The sequence below is a fragment of the Paenibacillus pasadenensis DSM 19293 genome, from assembly GCF_000422485.1.
In the GTDB taxonomy this organism is placed as follows: Bacteria; Bacillota; Bacilli; order Paenibacillales; family Paenibacillaceae; genus Paenibacillus_O; species Paenibacillus_O pasadenensis.
In genome coordinates, this window is sequence record NZ_KE383853.1 from 79,330 (window position 1) to 101,559 (window position 22,230).

Genomic DNA, 22,230 nt, shown 5'->3' on the forward strand with positions numbered 1-22,230 from the left:
ACGATGGAAATGCTGAACAGCCCGGCTCCGGCGGATGCCGGAAGCGGGCTGGTGCTGTTGCGGGAAGGGAGGATCGGGCGGATGCAGGCGGGCTCAGCCCTCCGCGTGCCGGCTGATCAGATCGACGAGCAGATCGTTCAGCGGCATGATCTGCGGCTCGACGCCCTCCGGCTGCTTATGGCCGTTGCCGATGCCGCTGTCGTCGGTCAGGAACACGTAGCTGCCGCCGGTCGAGACGGCGAGCGTGCGCAGAAGCAGCTCCGTCTCCAGGTCGGTGCCGCTCGCGGCGACCGGCACGATGCGGATGCCCTGCTTCGCCGCTTCGGCGGCCGCATGCTGGATGCTTTCGCGCTCCCGAAGTCCTTGGTGGGGCGGAGCGTCGAGCACGAGCAGCATCAGCCTCGCCCTCGCGCTGCGGCTCCAATCATGCTCCAGCACGGCATCGGTCAGCGCCTCGGCGACCGCCTCCGGGTAGTCCTGTCCGCCGTCGGCCTCCTGCCGGGCGATATGCGCCTGCGCCTTGACGGCGTCCTCGAGGAACGGGAACGACCGCACGACATACTCGTCGTTGTGGTCGCGGTAGAAGTTCGGGCTGATCCGGACGGTCAGGTTCTGCCCGATGTTTTTCTTGACGCGGGAGACGACGTTCGTCAGCTCGGTCGATAGATAGCTCAGCTCGTCGGCCATCGACCCGGTCGTATCGATCATGAGCAGCAGGTCGAGCACGGCGTCCGGCTGCGCCGCTTCCCGGTCGGTCTCAAGCTTCATGACCCGCCCCGCCCAATCCTTCGCTTCCGCTTCTCGTACGAGAAGTCCGTTCCCCCCGTCGATTTGGACCGAGCAGTCCTGAGGCGCGGCGGCCTGATCTTTTGAGCCTCCCTGCTGCTCGCTCGAAGCAGCCGGCTCGTTTTGCAGCTCCACGTCCTGCCGGCTTCGCGACTCGAGCAGTCCCGCGAACAGCGTCGCCTGTCCCTTGCCGTCGGTGCGAGCCGTCCATTCCCGCTTGCCGCCGCATTGCAGGATGACCTCGACGTCCCGTGCCGGCTTGCCTTTGGCCGTCGCCTGCACCGTCAGGCGGCGATAGGGGGCGAAGCCCCAGGCAGCCGGATAAGGACTGTCCTGAATCAGCTCCGTCCAGCGGCTCCACGCGCCGAGATCGTCCCATTCTCCTGCCGTCAGCATGCCGGCTTGCGGTTCGGGCATTTGCCGCGGCTCTGCCTTTGGAGGCATGGCGTCCGAATGCTGGAGCTCAGCGCTTTCTGCGGCGGATGCTGCGGCGGATGCGTCAGCCGCAGAGGGCTCCTCGCTCCCTTGCGCCGCGGCAGCGCCGGACGAAGCCTCTTCCGCCGCGCTCTTCTGCGGCGCGCCGGCGACGGACTCCCGGCTGGCCGCGTCTACGGCGGCGGCTCCGCCTGCAGAAGCTTCCCCGCTCCCCGGGACCGCCCCTTCATCCGCCGCGCCGCAGCCGGTCAGCAGCGCCGCGATCAGCAGGCTGGCCGTGGCCAGCTTCAGCCGCGGACCGATCTTGGTCCATCGGAGTCCTCGGCCGCTCTCTGGCGCAGGCTGCCGGTTCGTTTCCGTGCCCGACGGCTCGTCGTTTCTCTTTTTCATGCTCATCGCCCCCGGTTGCTTTCCTGTGGGATCAAGACCCAATTCTGGATCTTGCTGTGATGGACGGACGCCCGCTCCGAAAGGTTGCATCGCGGCAGTGCCGCAGGTACAATCAGGAGCAGACGGGAGAGAAATCGACATGGAAACGTATCCGCTGCTGCTGTTGACGCTGACTCATGGCGGCTGGACGAAAGAGCTGGAGATGGAATCGGCCGAGCTGGCGCTCGTCACGGACGCCGGCTCGAGGCTGTGGTATATCGACGTGAACGGAGTGGCCGACAGCGAGCTGCTGGACTATTTCTATACGGCATCGGACATCGGCGTCGAGGTGTCCGCGCTGACGAAGGACGGCCGCAGGCTGGAAGGAACGGCTTACTTCCATGCGAACAAGCTCCATCGGGCCGCCGCGCTGCGCGGCGACGGCGAGCTGATCGGCGTTTAGGCCGGAGGCCGGCGCGGCTCCGGGCCGACCGCGATTCCAAGCAAGAGGCAGCCGGCACGTCGCTCGCGGCGCGCCGGCTGCCTCTTGCATGTTGAAAAAGCAGGGGCGGTTCCGAAGGTCAATGAAAACGACCTTTGGAACCGCCCCTTTTCAAAAATGCGGCCGCTCCCGGGCAGGCAAGGCCTGACATGCATCAGCTCTCCTTGTCTCCCCCGTCGAGCACGCGCAGGTTGTTCCGTCTCCGGCTCGGAGAGCGGACCTCCGCCTCGAGCTCCCGCACTTTGTCCTCCAGCTCGCGGATGCGCCGGGTCAGACGGTAGACCGGCTGGGCCATGAGCGCGACGGCGATCAGCAGCCACACGACCGGCAGCATTCCTTCGCTCATGACCGGTCTTCGCCGGCTTCAGCCAGCGCCTCCAGCAGCAGCTCCAGCTCCAGCTCCTGAACCCGCTCCAGCAGCGGCGTATCCGCTCCGGCATGGCCGGTCAGCGCGGAGGCGGCCGCCAGGTCCGTCAGCAGCGCCGGGTCCACGCCCGGCTCGCGGCGCAGCCGGCGGGCGAGAGCCGGCTCCGCATCCGGCGTGCCGTCGAGCAGCTGCTCGGTCCGGCGGCGCCAGGTCTCGGCGCGGGGATGCGGGCCGGCGAGCCGGAACCAATACTTCGCGTTGGAAAAGTCCCCTTCCATCCGGTGCATCATCCCGTGCAGATAGCTGCCGTCGGGACCGTCCAGCTCCTGCGACAGCTCATGCGAGCGGTTCAAGCTGCCGTTGCGCAAATGCAGGCCCGATACGAGCGCCAGCAGCCGCAGCCTCGACTCCTCCTCCCCGATCCGGCGCTCACGCAGCTCCAGCAGCCGCGCCGCCTCCCGGTCGAGACGCCGCTCGCGCTCCTCGACGATCGGATTCCCGTCCGGAGCCAGCGGCAGCCTGCGCTCCTGCAGCGCGGCAGCCAGCTCTGCGGCCAGCCTGACCTGAATTTCCTGAAGTTCCCTTTCCATCCGGACTCCACTCCCTCCTGATTATCCGTCGCCCAGCGGCTCCAGTCCGCCGGCGGCAAGCGCGCAGCGGAACCGATGCAGCGAGCCTTCTTCATCCTCGACCGCTACCATGACGCCGCCGTCCGCAGCGACGATGTGATGGATCTCGCCGCCGGGCACGAGCTCCGCCGCCTGTGCCGTAAGCTGCGGCAGCAGGGCGTTCTCGAGCGCGATCCGCTCGCGATGCCAGCGAGGCGGATCGGCGCGCGGCGGGTAACCGCCGGACGGCGCGCCGAGCGCGGCGGCCAAAGCCGCCGGCTCATCCGGCAGGCGTTGCCCTCTGCAGGCGCCGTCCACGAACCGCAGGCAGAGCTCGACGACGCGCCTGACCTCGGCCGCCTCGAGCGTTCCGTTCGCGTAGCGGATCTCGACGGTGCCGATCTCGCTCCACGGCCTCAGATTGATGCCGCAGCGATGGGACTGCGGCCGTCCGCTGCGCCTCAGCGCCGCCAGATCGCCGCTGGCGCGGAAAGCCTCCGCCATCTCCGCCGTGATCGGCGGCGCATAAAAGCGGCGATGCGGGCTCGTGCCGAGCAGAGAGCTAAGCGCTTCCTGCGAGCTCAGCGCCGCCTCCAGCAGCGCGGGGAGCGCGGCTTCGCCGAACGGCTCCAGCCCTACATGCACATGCAGGCCGCAGCTCCAATTGGCTTGCGCCCCTTGCCGCCTCAGCCGCTCCAGCATCGCCTCCGCTTGATCGAGCTGCTCCCAGCGGAGGGGCGGCGACTGCAGCTCGCTGCCCGACGCCTCTCCGTCTCCGTCGATCTGCTTCTCGTCCAGCGCCATCGTCCAGCCCGGCAGCAGCTCCAGCCGCTCCGGCTCGCCGCCGACGAACTCGATCTCCAGCCCGAAGCGCAGCTCCCGCCAGCGCTCCTCCATTCCGTCAGCAACGTTCCACTCGTTCCGTTCTCTCATTCTCGCCATCCTCCCTTTTACGTTTCCTCCGTTCCGACCGGACAGGAAAGCGCAGGGAGGAGCGCGGGCACGCTCGGCTCCGCGAGCGACGGCATCGACGTTTGCGCGAATTCCGGCATTGCAGCCGGATCTGACGCCTGTGCGGACGCCGACATTGCAGCCGGCTCTATCGCCTGTGCGGACGCCGACATTGCAGCTAGCTCTGACGACTGTACGGGCGCCGACATTGCAGCCGGATCTGGCGCGTACGCGGACGTCGGCCCCAGTTTTTGCTCCGGTCTTCTTACGGGATTAACGGGGCACCTTGTCTCTCGTCATCGTCCTTCCTCCCTCGCCGTTCGTTTGGGAATAGTTTACCATAACCTCCAGACCGCACCTAGCACCTTATCCAGCAGGATTATTTGTCATGAACGGCCGCTGCGAAAAGAGCCTGAAAGCAGCTCCCACTTGCTGGAGCTTACCCAGGCTGCAACGACTTGGGCCCGTATCGAAATCGCTCGCGCGATCCAAAGGACGTCGGCCTCTCTCGTCTCGGGCTAGCGGAGGCCGAACCCATCGGAGTTACGCGGAAAAACCGAGTAACTCGAGCGAGCGGAGGCCGAAACGGTTGGAGTTGCTCGGAAAAACCGCGTAACTCGGGCTAGCGGGGGCCGAATCGGGCGGAGTTGCTCGGAAAAACCGAGTAACTCGGGCTAGCGGAGGCTGCACCAGTCGGAGTTACGCGGAAGAACCGAGTAACTCGAGCAAGTGAGTGCCGCACCCGTCGGAGTTGCTCGGAAAAACCGAGTAACTTGGGTTAGCGGAGGCTGCACCAGTCGGAGTTACGCGGAAGAACCGAGTAACTCGAGCAAGTGAGTGCCGCACCCGTCGGAGTTGCTCGGAAAAACCGAGTAACTTGGGTTAGCGGGGGCTGCACCAGTCGGAGTTACGTGGAAGAACCGAGTAACTCGAGCAAGTGAGTGCCGCACCCGTCGGAGTTGCTCGGAAAAACCGAGTAACTTGGGTTAGCGGAGGCTGCACCAGTCGGAGTTACGCGGAAGAACCGAGTAACTCGAGCAAGTGAGTGCCGAACCCGTCGGAGTTAAGCGGAAAAACCGAGTAACCCGGGCTAGCGGGGGTCGAAACGGTCGGAGTTGTGAGGCTAATCAAGTAACTCCGGTAGGCAGGCGTGTCGGTTAGAGTCGAAAAGACGGGCTGGCGAGACGCTGTAACCCGATTTTTTCGGGTTACAGCCTGAAAGACAGGCTGGTGAACCGCTGTAACCCGATTTTTTCGGGTTACAGCCTGAAAGACGGGCTGGCGAGACGCTGTAACCCGATTTTTTCGGGTTGCAGCTTGAAAGACGGGCCGGTTAACCGCTGTAACCCGATTTTTTCGGGTTACAGCCTGAAAGACAGGCTGGTGAACCGCTGTAACCCGATTTTTTCGGGTTACAGCTTGAAGACGGGCTGGCGAGACGCTGTAACTCGCAAAAAGGCAAGGCGAGGAGCGGGCAGCTGCCCGTTCCTCGCCTTGCGATCATTTGCCTCACCTTGCGTTGCAAAGACTTGCACAACCTTGCATTGTCTTGCCCAACCTAGCCTTGTCTTGCCCAACCTAGCCTTGACCTGCCCAACCTTGCATGGCCGCGCCCAGTCTACTAGCCTTGCTTTGCGCTTCCCCGCGCTTGCACAACCCGGCTTTGCCGCGCCCAGCTTTGCCGCGCTGCCTTGCGCCGGGCATCTGGCCCCACGCCCGCGCGGCCTACCGCTTCGCGACGTATTTGCGGATGTCGAACGAGACCGCCGCCACGATGATGAGCCCTTTGATGATGAGCTGCCAGTACGGGCTGACGCCGATGAACGTGAGGCCGTAGTTGATGACGCCGAAGATGAGCACGCCGGCCATGATGCCCGGCACGGTGCCGATGCCGCCGGCCGTCGACACGCCGCCGACGACGCAGGCCGCGATCGCGTCCAGCTCGTACATGTTGCCGTAGTTGTTCGTCGCGCCGCCGGTGCGCGCCGCCTCGAGCACGCCGCCGAGGCCGTACAGGGCGCCGGCGATCGCGTAGATGAAGATCAGGTTGCGGGCGACGTTGATGCCCGACACATGCGCCGCCTGCACGTTGCCGCCGATCGCGTACATGTTTTTGCCGAGGCGCGTCTTGTTGAAGACGACCCAGCAGATCAGGCCGACGCCGACGGCGATGAGCACAATGTACGGAAGCGTGTAGCCTCCGCCGAAGTGGATCGAGCCGGTGCCGATCTTGGTGAAGTCCGGTCGCAGGCCGGCGATCGGCTGCGACTGGTTCGGATCGGAGTCGAAGTAGATCGAGTTGATGCCGTACACGGCGACCATCGTGCCGAGCGTGGCGATGAACGGCGGCACCTTGAGCTTGGCGATGATGAAGCCGTTGACGCAGCCGACGAGCAGGCCGGCGACGATGCCGACGACGATCGGGATGCCGACCCACAGCTGGGGCAGGTTCGGGAAAAACTTCGCCGCATAGGTGTCCACCTGCAGCATCGAGGCGGAGACGACCGCCGTCAGGCCGACGACGCGGCCCGCGGACAGGTCGGTGCCGCCGGTGATGAGCACGAAGCCCGCCCCGAGCGCGATGATCGCGCGGGTGGAGTTCTGCTGCAGGATGTCGCGCAGCGTCGAGTACGCCAGGAACGTCGGGTCCATGATCGCGATCGCGACGACGAGCAGGATGAGGACGAGGAAGATCGCCCGGTTGGTGACGAGATGCTTCAGATAGCCCAGGACCGCCTGGCCGGCCGGCTTTTTCGCCGGCGTGTTCATTTGAGTGCTCATGAATGCTGTTCCCTCCTGGCTAAGCCATCCGCTGCTGCGCGGCCAGCCGCATGATTTCCTGCTCCGTCGCCTTGCGTCCGTCGAGGATGCCGGTCATCCGTCCCTCGCTCATGACCATGATGCGGTCGGACATGCCGAGCAGCTCCGGCATCTCCGAGCTGATCATGACGATGCTGCGGCCTTGGCGCGCCAGCTCGGCGATAATCGTGTAGATCTCGAACTTGGCGCCGACGTCGATGCCGCGCGTCGGCTCGTCGAGCAGCAGGATTTCCGGATCGGTGAGCAGCCAGCGGGCGAGCAGCACCTTCTGCTGGTTGCCGCCCGACAGGTTGCGGATCTGCGTGTCCACGCCCGGCGTTTTCGTGCGGAACTTGGCGACGTTGTCGGCCGCCTCCCGCCGTCCCTTGCGCTCGTCGATCAGGCCGAGCCGGCTGCGGTAGCGGCCCAGGTTGGCGATGATCGTATTTTCGTACACGGACAGCACCGGAAAGATGCCCGTCGTCCGCCGCTCCTCGGTCAGCAGCGCGATGCCGTGCTTCTTGGCGTCGGCCGGCGACTTGATGCTGACCTTGCGCCCGTCGATCTCGATCGTGCCGGACTTCAGCTGGCGCAGGCCGAACAGCGCCTCGATCAGCTCGGTCCGCTGCGCGCCGACGAGTCCGCCGACGCCGAGAATCTCGCCGCGCTTCAGCTCGAAGCTGACGTTTTGGAACGACATCGGATTCGTCGACGTGAGGCCGTCGGCCTTCAGGATGACCGAGGAAGGCGTGTTGCTGCGCTCGGGGAAGCGCTCGCTCAGATCGCGGCCGACCATGCGGCTGATGATCAGGTCGGTCGTCAGCTCGGACGCCTCCCAGGTGCCGATGTACTTGCCGTCGCGCATGATCGTCACGTCGTCGGAGATGCGCAGGATCTCCTCCATCTTGTGCGAGATGTAAATGATCGAGACGCCGCGCCTGCGCAGCTTCTCGATGATCTCGAACAGCTGCTCGACCTCGTTGCCGGTCAGCGACGACGTCGGCTCGTCCATGACGATCACCTTGGATTGGAACGACACCGCCTTGGCGATTTCCAGCGACTGGATCTTGGAGACGGACAGGCTGCCGACCTGCGCCTGCGGGTCGATGTCGAGGCCGAGATCGAGCAGCAGCGCCTGCGTGTCGCGGCGCATGCGGCGCTCGTCGACGAGCCGCAGCGGCCAGATGCCCCTGAGCGGGAAGCGCCCGAGCCAGATGTTCTCCATGACGCTGCGATGCGGCACCGGATGCAGCTCCTGGTGGATCATCGACACGCCATGCGACAGCGCGGCCCTGGAATTCGGGATGTCGACGCGCTCGCCGTCGAGACGGATCTCGCCTTCATCCGGCTTGTAGATGCCGAACAGGCATTTCATGAGCGTCGATTTGCCGGCGCCGTTCTCGCCCATGAGGGCATGGACCGTGCCGGGGCGCACGTTCAGGCTGACCCCGCTCAGCGCCTGCACGCCGGGAAAAGCTTTGGAGATGCCGCGCATCTCCAATCGATAAGGGGAGCTCATCGCTCGCGCCTCCTTTGCTGGGAAAAAGTCGGACGGCCTACGGGACGGCCGCGGAGCGGCCCTGCCGTGCCGGCGAGCGCCGGCGGGATGCAAAAGGGAGCCCGCCGCGTCCCGGGCTGCGGGCTCCCTGGCCGAGTCCCGCTTATTGCTGGGCGTCGGCGATGTTGTCCTTCAAAATCTTCTTGTAGGCGATCCAGACGTACTTGCCGTCGGTGATGTCGTAGCCGGTGTTCTCCTTCGTCGGCGTCTCGCCTTTGGCCAGCGCCGTCGCCAGGGCGACCGTCGCGCCGCCTTGGTTCTTGGCGTCGTTGAGCACGGTGCCGAGCAGCGTGCCGTCCTGCAGCGCCTGGATCGCCGGAGCGGTCGCATCGACGCCGACGACCGGCATGAACTTGTCGCCGGAGAAGTAGCCCGCCGCCTTCAGCGCCTCGATCGCGCCGAGCGCCATGTCGTCATTGTTGGCCAGCACCGCTTCGATGCTCTCGCCGCGCGCCGCGAGCCAAGCCTGCATTTTGTCCTGGCCCTTGACGCGGTCCCACATCGCCGTATCCTGCTCCAGCTTCTCGACCTTGATGCCGGCGTCCTCGATCGCCTGGATGGAGTACTTCGTGCGCAGCTCGGCGTCCTGGTGGCCCGGCTCGCCCTGCAGCATGACGTACTGGAGCACGCCGTCCTTGTTTTTGTCCGCTTCCGGATGGGCTTTCCAGTAGTCGGCGATGATCTGGCCGGACAGCGTGCCGGACTCCTCCGCCTTCGCGCCGACGTAGTACACCTTATCCCACTTGTTCATGTCCTCGGCGACCGGCTCGCGGTTCAGGAACACGACCGGAATGTCGGCCGCCTGGGCCTTGTCGATGATGACGCCGGCCGCCGTGCGGTCGACCGCGTTGATCGCCAGCGCCTTGTATTTCTTGGAGATGAACAGGTCGACCTTCTCGTTCTGCGTCGGCTGGGCGTTCTGGCTGTCGACGATGTCGAGCTGCGCCTTGCCCTCGGCCGCCGCCGTCATCGCGTTGCGCACGCCGGTCATGAACGTGTCGTCGAACTTGTAGATCGCCACGCCGATCTTCGGCTGGTCGCCGCCGCTGCCGGAGTCTCCGCCCGCGTTGCCGCCGCCGTTGTTGCCGCCGCAGCCGGCCGCCGTCACCATGACCGCCGCGAGCGCCGCCGCGAGTGCCGCTTGTTTTTTCATAAGGAATGACCTCCTGAAGGATGTAGGATGGGGGTTCGGCAGCGATCGCCTTCTCGGCGCCGCCGTCCGTTCTCATGCTCTTATTATGAAAGGGCTTGCGCTTTTTTCGAATCGAAAATCTTCCTGCTTTCTATCGAAATCTTCATTAGCTTTTTGCAGACAGACGAAAAATAGGCCCGTTCGGGCCTATTTGACGAAAGGAAACAGCAGCTTCTGATTGTCCATCCAGAACATGCTGTCCGGGCTGACCGCCTTGGTCGCGAGCGCGACTCTCGCCTCCGGCTTCTCTCCGCGCAGCAGCCGGTCGGCCTGCCGCATGCCGAGATAGCCGGCGTTGAAGCCGCTCTGCACGACGAGCCGGTCGATGACGCCGTCCTGCAGCAGCTCCAGCTGCTCCGTCTCGCTTCCGAAGCCGACGATCTTCACCTCGGAGGAAGCGCCGCGTCGAAGCGACTCCCGCGCCGAGCTGAGAACGCCCTGCTCCTGGAGCGCGACGATGCCGTCCGCCTCGTCCATGAGCTGGCGCGCCGCCTCGCTGCAGCCGTCGGAGGAGGAGCCGCAGGAGTAGCCCTCGGTGACCGTGATCGCCGGATGGCGGGCGAGCTCTTCCAGCACGCCGGCATGCCGCTCCTCGTAGCCGGGTGCGGAGGAGTCGGCGCCGAGCACGGCCACGCGCCCGTAGCCGCCGAGCAGCTCCGCCATCGCCGCGCCGGCCTGGCGGCCGGCCTCGCGGTTGTCGATCGTCACCGCGCTCGCGACTCCGTCCACCGGATACGCGTCGCTCAGCGTGATCACGGCCGCTCCAGCCGCATGAGCGAGCTTCACCACCTCCGCCAGCTGCAGCTCGCCGTCGGGATCGAGCAGCAGCGCCTCCGCGCCTTCCTTCAGCGCGCGGCTCGCCGCCTCCGCCTGGCCTTCGCCGGGCCGGCCCGCCTCCTTCTCCACATAGTCGAGCCGGTAGCCGAATTCCTTGGCCGCCGCCTCCGCGCCGAGCCGGATCGCGCCGGCTAGCGCGCCGTCCGACTGCGGCGCGATCAGCGCGGCCAGACGGGGCGGCGGCGGCGCGGCAGGCGCGGCGGAGCCGGAGCAGCCGGCGGCGGCGAGCAGCGGCAGGAGCAGCAGGGCGGCCGGGAGCCGTGCGGACAGCCATGCGGAGTCCGGCGAGCCGGCCGACAGCCCGCGCAGGCGGCGGATGCGCGCGAAGGAGCGCCGTCCGAGTCGCTCAAGGCTGCTTTTCATCGTCGATCTCCTCCTCTGCGGCTTCCGCCGGAATGCGTACCGTCACCGTCATGCCCTCCTCGAGCTCGCTGCGGAACTCGAGGCCGTACGCCGCTCCGTAATTCAGCCGGATCCGGTCGTGGATGTTGCGCAGCGCGACGCCGGAGCCCTTGCCCGTCCGCGACGGCCGGCGCTCCGGCGCCTCCGCGCTCCCGCGTTCCCCGCTGAGCAGCAGCGCGGCCGCCTCCGGCGCCATGCCGGCGCCGTTGTCCTCGACGAGCAGCGTCAGCACGCCGTCTTCCACGAACGCCTGCACCTCGATCCGCCCTTCATCCGCCGAATATTCGAGCCCGTGCTCGATCGCGTTCTCCAGCAGCGGCTGCAGCACGAGCTTCAGCGTCCGGCAGCGCTCCGCCTCCTCCGTCGCCCGGATGGCGAACGTGAACTTGCGGCCGAAGCGCAGCTGCTGGATCGTGAGGTAATGATGCGCGTGCTCCAGCTCGTCCTTGACCGAAATGAGCGTGCGTCCTTGGCTGAGGCTGATGCGGAACAGCTTGGACAGCGAGGTGATCATCGTGACGACCTCCTCGCCGCGGCTCATCGCCGCCATGCGCACGACCGAGTTGAGCGTGTTGTACAGAAAGTGCGGATTGATCTGGGCTTGCAGCGCCTCCAGCTCATGCCGCCGCTTGGACTCCTGCTCCAGCACGATCTGCCCCATGAGCTGGCGGATCTTGTGCACCATCAGATTGAAGCGGCGCGACAGCCGCTCGACCTCGAGCGGTCCCTCGACCGGCAGCTCGACGTCGAACTGGCCTCTTTCCACGGAGCGCATCATCTTCTCCACCCGCTTGAGCGGCCGGATGATCGAGCGGGCGAGCAGCATGCCGAAGAGCAGCACGAGCACGAGACTGGCGGCGACGACGCGCACGAGGTAGCGGTTCACTTCCTCCCGCGTCGTGAGCAGCTCGTCGAGGTAGCTCACGCCGACGATCTTCCACCCGATGTTGGCGACCGACTTGACGGTGACGAGCCTGCGCTCTCCGTCCAGCTCCTCGACATAGTCGCCGGAGGAGACGAGCGCGCCTTCGACGTTCTCCCGCTTGAGCCCCATGTAGATGAGCTGCTGCTGCGGATGGTAGACGATGTTGCCCGCGCCCTCGTCGATGATGTAGGCGTAGCCCTGCCGGCCGAGGCTGATGCGGCTGCACAGCTCGTCGATCTGCTTGAAGTTGATGTCGACGAGCAGGATGACCTCCTGCGCCTGTCCGTCCTGCTGCACGGTGACGCGCTTGCTCATGCTGACGACCCACGGATAGCCGCCTTTGTACAGGTTCTGGATATGCGGCAGCGAGAAGCCGAGATGGTCCGGCACGCGCAGCGCCGCCTGGAACCAGCCCTGGCCCGTCACGTTCGCGCTCGGGCGCAGCTCCGCGGCCGGGCGGTTTTTGAGCAGCGTGCCGTCCTCGGCGAACAGCGCGATCGAGACGATGTCGTCGCGGCTGCCCATGAGCGTGTCGAGCTGCGTGTCGACCTCGCTGCCGTCCCATCGGCCTTTGTCCAGCAGGTTCTGCTCGATCGCCCGATAAAAGCTCGACAAGCCGCGCACGTAGTCCTCGAGGTTGTAGCTGACCTGATCGACGATCTGGCTGGAGGAGGTGAAGGCGCTGCGCTCCGCCGATGCGGAGAACTTGTCGTGCAGCAGGAAGGCGACCGTGCCGATCGCGATGACGATCATGACGGAGAACGACCAGGTGACGATCGACTGGATGCTGCTGACGCGCGAATGGCGCACCCGCTCCTTGAAGCGGGCCGCCTCCTTGAGCGTCGGCCGCTTCACGGCAGCGGCCCCGCTTCCGCTTCCTTGGCCCGGCTGCGGTATTCCTTGGGCGTCGTGCCGGTATGCTTCTTGAAGCAGAAGCTGAAGTAGTTCGGCTCGGAGAAGCCGATCCGCTCGGCGATCTCGAACGCCTTGAGCTCGGTCGAGCGCAGCAGCTCCTGCGCGAGCTCCATGCGCAGCTGCAGCACGTACTGGAGGAACGTGAGCTTCACCTCGCGCTTGAACAGCCCGCAAAAATAGCCGGCGCTGATATGCAGATGCGAGCAGACCCTCGCGATCGACAGCTCGGGATCATGCAGATGCGCGCGGGTGAAGCGGATCGCCTCCTCCACCAGATCCTTGTACGCATGCTGGCGCGTGCCGGCGATGCGCTGCATGACGGCCGCGCCGAGCTCCCCCAGCCAGCGCCTCGCCTCGCCGAGTCCGGCGAGCCGGGACAGCTCGGCATACGGCTGCGCTCCGGCTCCGAGCAGCTCCTCGAGCTCGACGCCGGCGGACTGGGCCGTGCGGCAGATCGCCGTCAGCACTTCCATGAGGTACATCTGGATGCCGCTGTACGTATGGCTTTCCCGAATCTCGCCGAGAATGTCCGCCAGCAGCGCCTCCAGCTCCTCGGCCGTGCCGACCTTGAGGCAGCGCGCGAGCGCCTGCTCGCGCAGCTCGTCGAAGCGCAGCGGCTCCGACGGCCGGCGCTCGACGTCCTGCAGGAAGACGAGCCGGTCCATGCCGGGCACGAGCCGATAGTCGAGCGCGAGCAGCGCTTCCTCGTACGCTTCCTGCAGCTCGGACAGGCTGCGCTTGGGCAGGCCGGTGCCGATCGTCACGGGCAGCCGCAGGTAGAATTCGACGCTGCGCGCGAGCTGCTCCAGCGTCTGCTGGCAGCTCTCCTTCCAGCCGGCCTCCGCGATGCCGAAGTCCATGAGCACGATGCTGTCCTGATGGAGGAAAGCGATGCCGCGCCGCGCCGCCGACCAGATCTCCTCGGCGACGTTGAGCACGGCGAACAGCTTCAGCTCCTCGTCCGGCGACTGCCGGAGCGAGCCCTCCGTGCCCGCGTCCTCCTCCAGCTCTCCGATGCGGACGACGGATACCGAGCAGCCCTCCCCGTCCAGGCTCAGGCCATACTGCTCGGCCTTGCGCCGAATGGCCGCCTCCGGGTAGCGGCGATACAGCAGCGAGCTGAGGAACTGCCCGCGCAGCTGCGGCAGGCTCCGGTAATAGTGCTCCCGCAGCTCGCGCGCGTCCTCGCGCTCCGCGCGCTCGCGGTCCATCCTTTCCTTAAGTCCGCGCAGCAGCTCCGTCAGGCTCGCCGCCGTGAACGGCTTGAGCAGGTACTCGTCGACGCTCAGCGAGACGGCCTGGCGGGCATAGTCGAACTCGTCGTAGCCGGTCAGGATGACCGTCTTGGCCAGCGGCAAGGCCGCCTGCAGCCGGCGGACGAGCTCGAGCCCGTCCACGAACGGCATGCGGATGTCCGTCAGCACGACGTCCGGCAGCAGCCGCTCGGCCAGCTCCAGCGCCTCCAGGCCGTTCTCGGCCGTCGCCGCGACCTCGAAGCCGCACTCCTCCCAGCGGATCTCCGCCCGCAATCCTTCTCGGACATCGGCCTCGTCATCGGCCAGCAACACTCGGTACATGCGATCCTCTCCTGCCCTCTTGTCTCTCGGAACTAAAACAATAGCAGGTCGCGTCTCTGTTGTAAACGCATACTTATTGGGCGTGCAGACGCGAAAAAGCCGCCCCTGACGACCGTGGCGGTCGTCAGGGGCGGCTTCGCAGGCTCCGGGCGGAGCGGACGGCGGCTTATTTGCCGTGCAGCACTTCGGGGGTCGTCAGCTGATCGTAGAAATCGACGATCCGGTCCTGCTTGTCCGAGCCGCGCTGCGCCATCGCCGAGCGGGGATGCTCGTCGAGCAGGCCGGTCACCATGTACTCCATGATGTATCCCCACTCTTCCTTTTGGCGAAGCGGCAGCATATGCTTCTCGATCATCTCCAGCACCGGGCGGACGCTGTACTTCGTGCCCGGCAGATGGGCGACGAGCAGCTCCGTGTTGCAGTTGCCGGCGGCGCGGCCCATGCCGTATACGCTCGCGTCGAGGAACTCGACGCCCTTGTCGACGGCGAGCAGCGTGTTGGCGAACGCGAGCTGCTGGTTGTTGTGCGTATGCACGCCCAGCTTCTTGTTCGGCAGATGCTGCTTGAACTTGTCGATCAGGTAGCCGAAGTCGCTCGGCTTGAGGCTGCCGTAGGAATCGACGACGTACACGACGTCGACGACGCTCTCGCGGATCGCGTCGAACGCCTCGATCAGCTGGTTCTCCATGACGTTGGACAGCGCCATGATGTTGAGCGTCGTCTCGTAGCCGCGCTCATGGAACAGCTCCACGAGCTCGAGCGCCTTGTCCACGTCCTGGATGTAGCAGGCGACGCGGATCAGGTCGAGCATGCTCTCCGAGCGGGGCAGCACGTCGCTCTCGTCGACGCGGCCGATGTCCACGAGGGCGGACAGCTTCGTCCGGCCCTTGTTCGGGAGCACCTTGCGCAGGAAGTCGTCGTTCAGGAAGCGCCAAGGGCCTGCGGCATCCGCGCCCTTGAGCAGCTTCGGCGAGTTTTTGTAGCCGATCTCCATATACTCGACGCCGGCCTCGTCCAGGCTGCGGTATAGATCTTGCACGAATTCGATGCTGAAGTCCCAGTTGTTCACGAGGCCTCCATCACGGACGGTGCAGTCGACAATTTTGCTTGGGGTCGTTTTGGCGGACATGATCGCAGAACTCCTAACATGGTAAGGTAACGTTCATCCTATGATACGGGAAATCGGTAAAGAACGCAAAAGATTTGTCGTGCCGGCTCCGTCTCAGCGAAGCTCCATGCCGCCGTCCCGCAGCACGAGCTCCGCGAGCGTGCGCGTCATGACACCGGTCGCGCCCTTGCTCTCCCAGCCGCGCGGCCGGCCGATCCACGACGTGCCGGCGATGTCGATATGCACCCAAGGCTTGTCCTCCGCGAACGCGCCGATGAACAGGCCGGCGATGCTCGCCGCGCCTTCCCGGCCCGCGCCGTTTTTCAGATCGGCGGCGGCGCTGTCGAGCTTGCGGCGGAATTCGGCATAGGCCGGCAGCGGCCAGACGCGCTCGCCGCTGCGGATCGCCGCTTCCTCCAGCTCGCGGCTCAGCGTCTCGTCGTTGCCGAGGATGCCGGAGGCCGTGTCGCCGAGCACCGACACGACCGCGCCGGTCAGCGTCGCCACGTCGACGAGCTTCGTCGCCCCGCGCCGGATCGCGGTCGTCATCCCGTCCGCGAGCACGAGCCTGCCCTCGGCGTCCGTGTTGACGATCTCCACGGTCATGCCGTTCATCATCGTCAGCACGTCGCCCGGCTTGAACGCCCGGTCGGAGATCATGTTCTCGGCCGAAGGGATGACCGCGACGACGTTGGCCTTCGGCTTGAGCTTGCCGATGATCCGCATCGCGCCGAGCACCGCCGCCGCGCCGCCCATGTCGCCGATCATATCCTCCATCCCGGGAGCGCGCTTGAGCGAGTAGCCCCCGGTATCGAACGTGATGCCCTTGCCGATCAGGCCCCATTTCTCGACGCTGTCCGGATCGCCCTCGTAATGCAGCACGATCATGCGCGGCGGATGGACGCTGCCTTTGCCGACGCCGAGCAGGCCGCCCATGCCGAGCTCTCCCGCCGTCCACTCGTCGATGATCTCGACGTCGAGCTCCGCCTCGTCCGCGAGCCGCTCCGCTTCCTCGGCCAAAGCCTCCGGCGTCAGCTCGCTTCCCGGCAGATGCACGAGATCGCGCGCCCAGGCGACCGCCTCGCCGGCGAGCTGGCCGCGCGCGAACCCTTCGTTCCAGGCCGCCGCCCGGCCTTCGTCCGCGCCGCCGCACAGCTGCAGCTCGATCTGCAGCTCCCGCGCCGCCGGCGGCTCGCCGGAGCGCGACTTGGCGCGCTCGTAGCCGCCGAGCGTCAGCCCTTCGGCCAATGCCGCGGCCGCCTGCGCCGTGCCGAGGCTGTCGCCTACGCCGTCATGCAGCTGCAGCGGCACGAGCAGCACGGCGCGCTCCGCTTTTTGCGCCTTGAGCTCCCGCGCCGCGGCCGCGCCGAGGCGGCGCAGCCCGTCGCCCGTCGCGAACGACTCGCCGAGGCCGACGAACACGGCCGCCTCCGCCTCATGCAGGCCGAGCAGCGGCATCGTCAGCGTCTGCTCCGCCGCCGCCTTGAAGGCGCCGAGCCGATAGCTGCGGCGCAGCGCCTCCCGCACGGCGGGAACCGCGAGCGGGTCGCCGGCTCCAAGGCCGCCTCCGGCCGCGTCCTCCTGCAGCTCGGCCGGAGCCACCGGCCGCACGATCAGCGCGCCGGCCGCTTCCGCCGCCTCCGAAACCTTATGAGAAAAAGTGATGGTCCTGTTCATTCGTTTCCGCTTCCTTTCGCTTTCCCTCGATCCATGCGGGTCCAAAACGCAAAAAAAACCGGGGAGATCTCCCCCGATTTTAAGTCTTTTGCTCGGCAATTGGCAAATAGATCATGAACGACGTGCCTTCCCCCGCGGTGCTCGTGACGCGGATCGTGCCGGAGTGGTTGCGGACGATCCGGTAGCTGACCGACAGCCCGAGGCCTGTCCCCGACTCCTTTGTCGTAAAAAAAGGATCGAACAGACGGTTCAGCGTCGCCCGGTCCATGCCCTTGCCGTTGTCGCGGATCGTAATTTCGGCGAAATCCGACTTGCGGTCCAGGATGACGTCGATCCGCCCTTCCCGCTCGCCCTCCAGCTCCGCGATGGCGTCCATCGCGTTTTTGAACAGGTTCAGCACGACCTGCTTGATCTGCTTGACGTCGATCGAGACATGCAGCTCGGAATCCTGCGCCTCCAGCGAGATGAAGCAATTATGCATGAGCGCCTCGCTTTCGCTGAGCAGGCTGACTTCCTTGAGCAGCGACGCGAGCCGGATCGTCTGCTTCATCGGAGCGGTCGGCTTGGAGGAGTTGAGGAATTCGTAGATGATGTCGTTGGCGCGGTCGATCTCCGCCACCATGATCTTGGCGTACTCCTCCTTGCCGAGATCGACCAGCGTCGGCCGCAGCAGCTGGATGAAGCCGCGGATCGAGGTGAGCGGATTGCGGATCTCATGCGCGATCGCGGCGGCGATCTTGCCGAGCATCGCCAGCTTGTCGTTCTGGTAGGCGGTCTGCTCGATCTGCTTGTATTCGGATACATCTTTCATGCTGATGAGATAGTCTCCGTCCAGCTGGTCGCCGTAGGTCGCCGTGATGAGCAGATGGCGGCCGCTGCTGTCCTGGAACTCGAAATACTTGTTGCGGCGCACGATGATCTCGCGATAGAGACGCACCAGCAGCCGCCTCGTCGGACGGGTCAGCTGGGCGTGGCGGAGGATTTCCAATATGCTGCAGCCGACGAGAGTCTTGCGGGGAACGTCGAGAAAGCGGGCCATCTGCAAGTTCATGAACGTGACGATGCCTTCCGTATCGAACAGAGCGATGCCGCTGTCCATATGCTGCAGCACGTTCTCGTACTTGCTCTTGACCCGCTCGAAGGAGCGGTAGGAGCGGCTGAGCAGCTCCCTCATCTCGATGTACCGCTCGTCCGCCGGACGCTCGGGCTGGTACCGGAACCGGTAGGCGACCATCAGCTCGATCAGGAACAGGAACGAGCGGCCGTACAAGTCGAGCGCTTCCTCCGAGTCGACGTTGAGGACGATGTTGCGCATGCTCTCCTCGTGGATCGCGATGATCTCCTCCGGCCCGATGTTATGGAACATTTTCCCTAGCTCTGTTGCCTGATACAGCGATGCCTCGCTCCCGCTTCGAATATATTCGGCAAGCGCCGGGAAATAGCGCTTTCGAATTGCCTGCATTAGCCTTGCTCCTCTCCGGTTGCAAACAGCTGGAGCTGTATCGGTGTCGAACTCATGTAGAAGGACGGAGGCAGCCATTTGCGGAACGTGATGCAGGTGCCGATGCGTCTCGTGATGGCGATGTCCCATTCCTCCGACCAAAGCGAATTCCATTCCTCTTCCAGCTCAAGGGAAAAGCTGCAGCTGCCGATGAGCGACCATTCCAATCCGGCTTCTCCCGTTTCCTTGCGCACTTTGCCGATCAGCATCTGGCTGCGCCGATGCATCTCTACGAAACCGCTCGATAGCTCGGATATGGCATAAGCGATGCGCGTCTGGTCGATGATGCCGAAGCCAAGCTCCCGCGCCAGCTCCCGGCCTCGTTGACGAGCTCGGATCGCATCCCTCACATTGCTGATGTTGAACAGTTCCATCTCCATGTACGAGCTCCGCCCTCCCTGTTCCTTGCTGTCAGGATCGCAGTCAAGCCGTCGATTCGTACATCAATCATAGGATTGGCTGTCAACAAGTGTCAATCGGAAATAATGTCGAAAATTGCCAGCTCCAGCCCGCTCCGAAACTCGGATCGGCCCCTGCCAGAAGACGCGCGAAAGCGGGCCTGTCCGGCCCGCTTTCGACATGCGTCGGCTCGTCAGCGATCGGAATGCCCGTCCCGGCCATCCCGTTGCTCCCTCCGCTGGGCTTCGGCCTTTTTCCGTTTGGCCTCCGCGCTGCTTTTCGCTTTTTCCTGCTCCCGCTTCCACCGATCCGCCGCTTCCCGGATCCGCTGCTCCGCCTCGCTTCGAATCTCCGCCGCCTTGGCGGCGGCTTCCTTGGCGCGGCTGTCGCGGGCCTGCTCGAGGCGGCGCTCCGCCTCGCGCTGCTTGCGCTCCAGCGTCCGGCGAGCCTGCTCCGCCTCCCGCTTCCATTGCTCCAGCCCGCGCCTGAACTCGCGCTGGTCCCGTTCGCGGCTTTCGGCCGCCTTTACGTTCCCGGAAGGCTGGGCCGATGCCGGATGGCGGCTCGGTCCATGCGGCGGATGCGCGGACGGACGGCCTTCCGGCTCGCGCTGCCGCTCGGCCGGAGGCGTCGCCGTGCGCGCCGGCGCCGAGGCAGCCGCCGGCGGCTTCTCCGCCGCCGGACGGGCGGGCGGCGACGGCGTTGCGGCCCGCTCCGCGGCCGGACTCGCCGGCTGGACGGCGGACGCCTTCGCCCGAGCCGACTTTTCCGCCTCCAGCAGCCGATCCAGCTTCTCCTCATCCAGCTCCGCGCTGTCCGGCACGAGCGCGTCCAGGCCGCCCTGCCAAACGGCCGTTGCCGGCAGCGGCTGCGTACGCAGACGGTCGAGCGACACGTCGTAGCCTTTTTCCATGGCCAGGAGATAGACGGTCATCTGGCCGACGGACAGGCCGAGCTCCTCCGCTTCCAGAAGCACCTGCGGCGTCGAGCGCAGCTCGGTCACCTGCAGGCCGTCCTCGCCGGCCTGCTCCGCCGCCGACTCCAGCGCGTGCCGGGCCTGCGCGCCGAGCTCCGTCAGCTCTTCTCCGTTCCCTTTCAGCCGGACTCCCGCGAGCAGCACCTTGGCGGTCTCCTGCTTCAAGTAATCCGATTCGGCCAGCCGTTCCGCCAGCTCCTCCATGACGAGCGAGGCAGGCTGCCCGCTGTAGTCGAGCTCTTGGACGAGCGGCACGGCATCGGCATTGACCGCGCGCAGCTGCCGCACCATGAGGTCGGCGTCGACGCCGACCTCGAAGCTCGGATTGATGTCGAGGCTGATGTAGGCGACGACCGGATGGGCCGCCGCCCGGCCTGCGTACAGGACGGGGATCGCCAGCAGCAGCGCCAATGCTCCCGCCGCCGCCGGCAGCATCCAGCGCGGCCGGACCGCACGGACGGCGGGCGGGAGCTCGACCTCTTGGCCGACCGCTTCCCCTCCGCGGCTTCTGATCTTGCGGAAGCTGCCGTCGGGCGTAAGCACGATGACGCTGCCCTTCTTGACCTCCAGCACGATGCCGTTCACCGATTTCTCCCCCCTGCCGCCTGCTCCTGATTCTGCTTGCGTTCCAACGGCTGCCGGCCAGGGCGCAGCAGCAAGTAGTCTTCCAAATAAGGATAATGGCCGCGCAGCAAGACCGCGATCGCGATCAAATACTTGCGGTTGCGCTCGATCGTCTTGCGCGAGACGGAAGACTGCTCCATCAGCTCCTTGACCGGCAGCCGCCGCTTGTCGACGAGCATGCCCCACAGGCAGTCCTGATCCGCCAGGCGAAGCGCGATGCCCTGCAGCAGCCTGCGGGAGTCCTCGTGCTTCGGCGAACACTCCGCAAGCTCCGCGAAACGGATGCCGTAGCCCTTCAGCTCCGCGGCGAAGTCCTCGATTTCCAGCCGCCGCTCCTCCGCGTCGCGATCGAGATGGAAGCGCGAGACGGCCTGCTGGATCCATGCCGCCTGCAGGCTGTCCTCCAGCTCGCCCTCCTGGTCGAAGCTGCCGGAGGGCACGGTCTGGCGGTGGCGCTTCTCGCGCCGGATATAGTCGATCAGCCGGCGGCGGATGACCGTTTCGGCGAAGCCGGTGAACGATCGTCCCGACGCGGGGGAAAAATGCTCGATCGCTTCATTGAACGCGATCATCGCGATGCTGAACTCGTCGTCGCGTACCGGATCGATATACCGCTTGCAGAACCGGCTGGTCGATTTGAGGATGAACGGACGGTAATCCTGGATGAGCTTCTCCCGCAGCGCTTCGTCGCCTGCCTGGATCCGCCCCAGCGCCGCGCGGAGCTTGTCCGGTTCGGAGACAGCGGATTGCTGCTTGACGCTGAAGCGTCCGAACCATCTTTTGAACACCATCAGCAGCAACAGAGCACCTCGTTTCCTATACGGTTCGCAGCGTCCCGCCCGATTGCGGGAGTCGCTTCAAATAAAAAAGCCTCCTGCTACAGGAGGCGCCGTTCGTCTCTAGCAAAGACCTTCCGAGGTCCGCTTGGCTTTCAGCTTGTTGCGGCGGGAATTGAGGATGCCGAGCCTTTTCTTGAGCTCCGCTTCCCAGTCCGCGTCTCCGATATGCTTGGCGAAGCCGAGCAGGTCGAGCGCCATGTCGATCTGGCTCAGGACCACTTCCATCGGATCCTCGTTGTCATGGTTCACGCAGTTCTCGAACAGCGACTTGCCGCGCTGGTCGACATAGTCGTGGAAATCCACCTCGGAAACTCCGTCTCCATGCGCATATTCGGCTAATAGTTCGTATTCGCTTTCTATCATATAATGAATATCCACGCGATGGCAAACCGGACAGAACAGAATGGGGACGTTATGAATGTGGGTCCGATAGTGTCTGAGCGTTCCTTTCGTGCCGATCATGCTCGCTCCGCAGCAAAAGCTCATCCTGGTTCCCTCCTTGTACTCGCCGTCCGCCAATCGGAATGGCTTGGATCGTTATCTGCATTCTATTCGGCAATGCCTAGCGGAATTCCTGCCAAACCGCCGACGGTTACGGAAGCGGAGCCGGAGGCAGGTCCTCGGGCTTGATTTCGGGCTCCTGCGGCAGTTGCGGCAGCTCCGGTCCCGGATCGGGCATGATTTCCGGCTGCGGATCGGCTGGCGGCAGCTCGGCGGGCTTCGGCTGCTCGATTTCAGGGGCGGGCGGAGGCGTTATTTCCGGCTCCGGCGGCTGCGGCAGACGGGGAGCATCAGGGTCGCGAGGCGGCTCAGCCGCTTGCGGTCGTTCCGTTTCATGGGTCATTTCAAGGGGCCTCCTTCATAGGTCGATGCCTGCTGGATT

The 22,230-nt window shown here is 65.5% G+C and carries 19 protein-coding genes; 1 reads left to right on the forward strand and 18 read right to left on the reverse strand.

Annotation, left to right across the window (positions count from 1 at the left end; translation table 11 throughout):
- Positions 1-93 precede the first annotated feature (93 nt).
- Positions 94-1,611, reverse strand: a complete 1,518-nt coding sequence (locus H582_RS0119670) for a vWA domain-containing protein (RefSeq protein WP_164820182.1) — start codon at positions 1,609-1,611, stop codon at positions 94-96.
- Positions 1,612-1,750: 139 nt separating this feature from the next.
- On the opposite strand from H582_RS0119670, the gene H582_RS0119675 reads away from it, so the two are divergent.
- Entirely contained in the window at positions 1,751-2,053 is a 303-nt protein-coding gene (locus H582_RS0119675) for a hypothetical protein (protein ID WP_028599914.1), read from the forward strand.
- A gap of 193 nt (positions 2,054-2,246) precedes the next feature.
- Here the strand turns inward: H582_RS0119675 and H582_RS0119680 are convergent, their stop codons facing one another.
- From H582_RS0119680 to H582_RS0119765, 17 genes are all read right to left on the reverse strand, one after another.
- Complete coding sequence (locus tag H582_RS0119680) at positions 2,247-2,438, reverse strand: hypothetical protein (RefSeq protein ID WP_028599915.1); 192 nt, start codon at positions 2,436-2,438, stop codon at positions 2,247-2,249.
- Positions 2,435-3,049: a hypothetical protein gene (locus tag H582_RS30350; RefSeq protein WP_052333457.1), complete on the reverse strand. Its 615-nt coding sequence runs from the start codon at positions 3,047-3,049 to the stop codon at positions 2,435-2,437. The genes H582_RS0119680 and H582_RS30350 overlap by 4 nt, the downstream gene beginning before the upstream one ends.
- 21 nt (positions 3,050-3,070) lie before the next feature.
- On the reverse strand, positions 3,071-4,000 hold the full coding sequence (locus H582_RS0119690; protein ID WP_164820183.1) for an amidoligase family protein: 930 nt from the start codon (positions 3,998-4,000) through the stop codon (positions 3,071-3,073).
- Between the two features lie 1,743 nt (positions 4,001-5,743).
- On the reverse strand, positions 5,744-6,787 hold the full coding sequence (mglC, locus tag H582_RS0119700; RefSeq protein ID WP_052333458.1) for a galactose/methyl galactoside ABC transporter permease MglC: 1,044 nt from the start codon (positions 6,785-6,787) through the stop codon (positions 5,744-5,746).
- Between the two features lie 31 nt (positions 6,788-6,818).
- Positions 6,819-8,336, reverse strand: a complete 1,518-nt coding sequence (locus H582_RS0119705; RefSeq protein ID WP_028599918.1) for a sugar ABC transporter ATP-binding protein — start codon at positions 8,334-8,336, stop codon at positions 6,819-6,821.
- A gap of 142 nt (positions 8,337-8,478) precedes the next feature.
- Complete coding sequence (locus tag H582_RS0119710; protein ID WP_028599919.1) at positions 8,479-9,528, reverse strand: galactose ABC transporter substrate-binding protein; 1,050 nt, start codon at positions 9,526-9,528, stop codon at positions 8,479-8,481.
- Positions 9,529-9,714: 186 nt separating this feature from the next.
- Positions 9,715-10,767 carry a substrate-binding domain-containing protein gene (locus H582_RS28570; RefSeq protein WP_052333459.1) on the reverse strand — a complete coding sequence of 351 codons (1,053 nt, stop codon included), beginning with the start codon at positions 10,765-10,767 and terminating at the stop codon, positions 9,715-9,717.
- Positions 10,751-12,586: a cache domain-containing sensor histidine kinase gene (locus H582_RS0119720; RefSeq protein ID WP_052333460.1), complete on the reverse strand. Its 1,836-nt coding sequence runs from the start codon at positions 12,584-12,586 to the stop codon at positions 10,751-10,753. Before H582_RS0119720 ends, H582_RS28570 begins: the two co-directional genes overlap by 17 nt.
- Entirely contained in the window at positions 12,583-14,223 is a 1,641-nt protein-coding gene (locus H582_RS0119725; protein WP_028599921.1) for a response regulator, read from the reverse strand. Before H582_RS0119725 ends, H582_RS0119720 begins: the two co-directional genes overlap by 4 nt.
- 166 nt (positions 14,224-14,389) lie before the next feature.
- Entirely contained in the window at positions 14,390-15,352 is a 963-nt protein-coding gene (locus H582_RS0119730) for an aldolase catalytic domain-containing protein (RefSeq protein ID WP_028599922.1), read from the reverse strand.
- Positions 15,353-15,445: 93 nt separating this feature from the next.
- Positions 15,446-17,008, reverse strand: coding sequence for a leucyl aminopeptidase (locus H582_RS0119735; RefSeq protein WP_028599923.1), 1,563 nt, complete (start codon positions 17,006-17,008; stop codon positions 15,446-15,448).
- A gap of 79 nt (positions 17,009-17,087) precedes the next feature.
- Complete coding sequence (locus H582_RS0119740) at positions 17,088-18,470, reverse strand: ATP-binding protein (protein ID WP_028599924.1); 1,383 nt, start codon at positions 18,468-18,470, stop codon at positions 17,088-17,090.
- Complete coding sequence (locus tag H582_RS30355; RefSeq protein ID WP_052333461.1) at positions 18,470-18,889, reverse strand: ATP-binding protein; 420 nt, start codon at positions 18,887-18,889, stop codon at positions 18,470-18,472. The genes H582_RS0119740 and H582_RS30355 overlap by 1 nt, the downstream gene beginning before the upstream one ends.
- Before the next feature lie 212 nt (positions 18,890-19,101).
- Complete coding sequence (locus H582_RS0119750; protein WP_028599925.1) at positions 19,102-20,469, reverse strand: anti-sigma-I factor RsgI family protein; 1,368 nt, start codon at positions 20,467-20,469, stop codon at positions 19,102-19,104.
- Entirely contained in the window at positions 20,466-21,299 is an 834-nt protein-coding gene (sigI, locus tag H582_RS0119755) for an RNA polymerase sigma factor SigI (RefSeq protein WP_240479050.1), read from the reverse strand. The genes H582_RS0119750 and sigI overlap by 4 nt, the downstream gene beginning before the upstream one ends.
- A 108-nt stretch (positions 21,300-21,407) precedes the next feature.
- Positions 21,408-21,833 (reverse strand): hypothetical protein, encoded by a 426-nt coding sequence (locus tag H582_RS0119760; RefSeq protein WP_028599927.1) that lies wholly within the window; start codon positions 21,831-21,833, stop codon positions 21,408-21,410.
- A 106-nt stretch (positions 21,834-21,939) separates the two neighbouring features.
- Complete coding sequence (locus H582_RS0119765; protein ID WP_028599928.1) at positions 21,940-22,191, reverse strand: hypothetical protein; 252 nt, start codon at positions 22,189-22,191, stop codon at positions 21,940-21,942.
- Between the last annotated feature and the right edge of the window lie 39 nt (positions 22,192-22,230).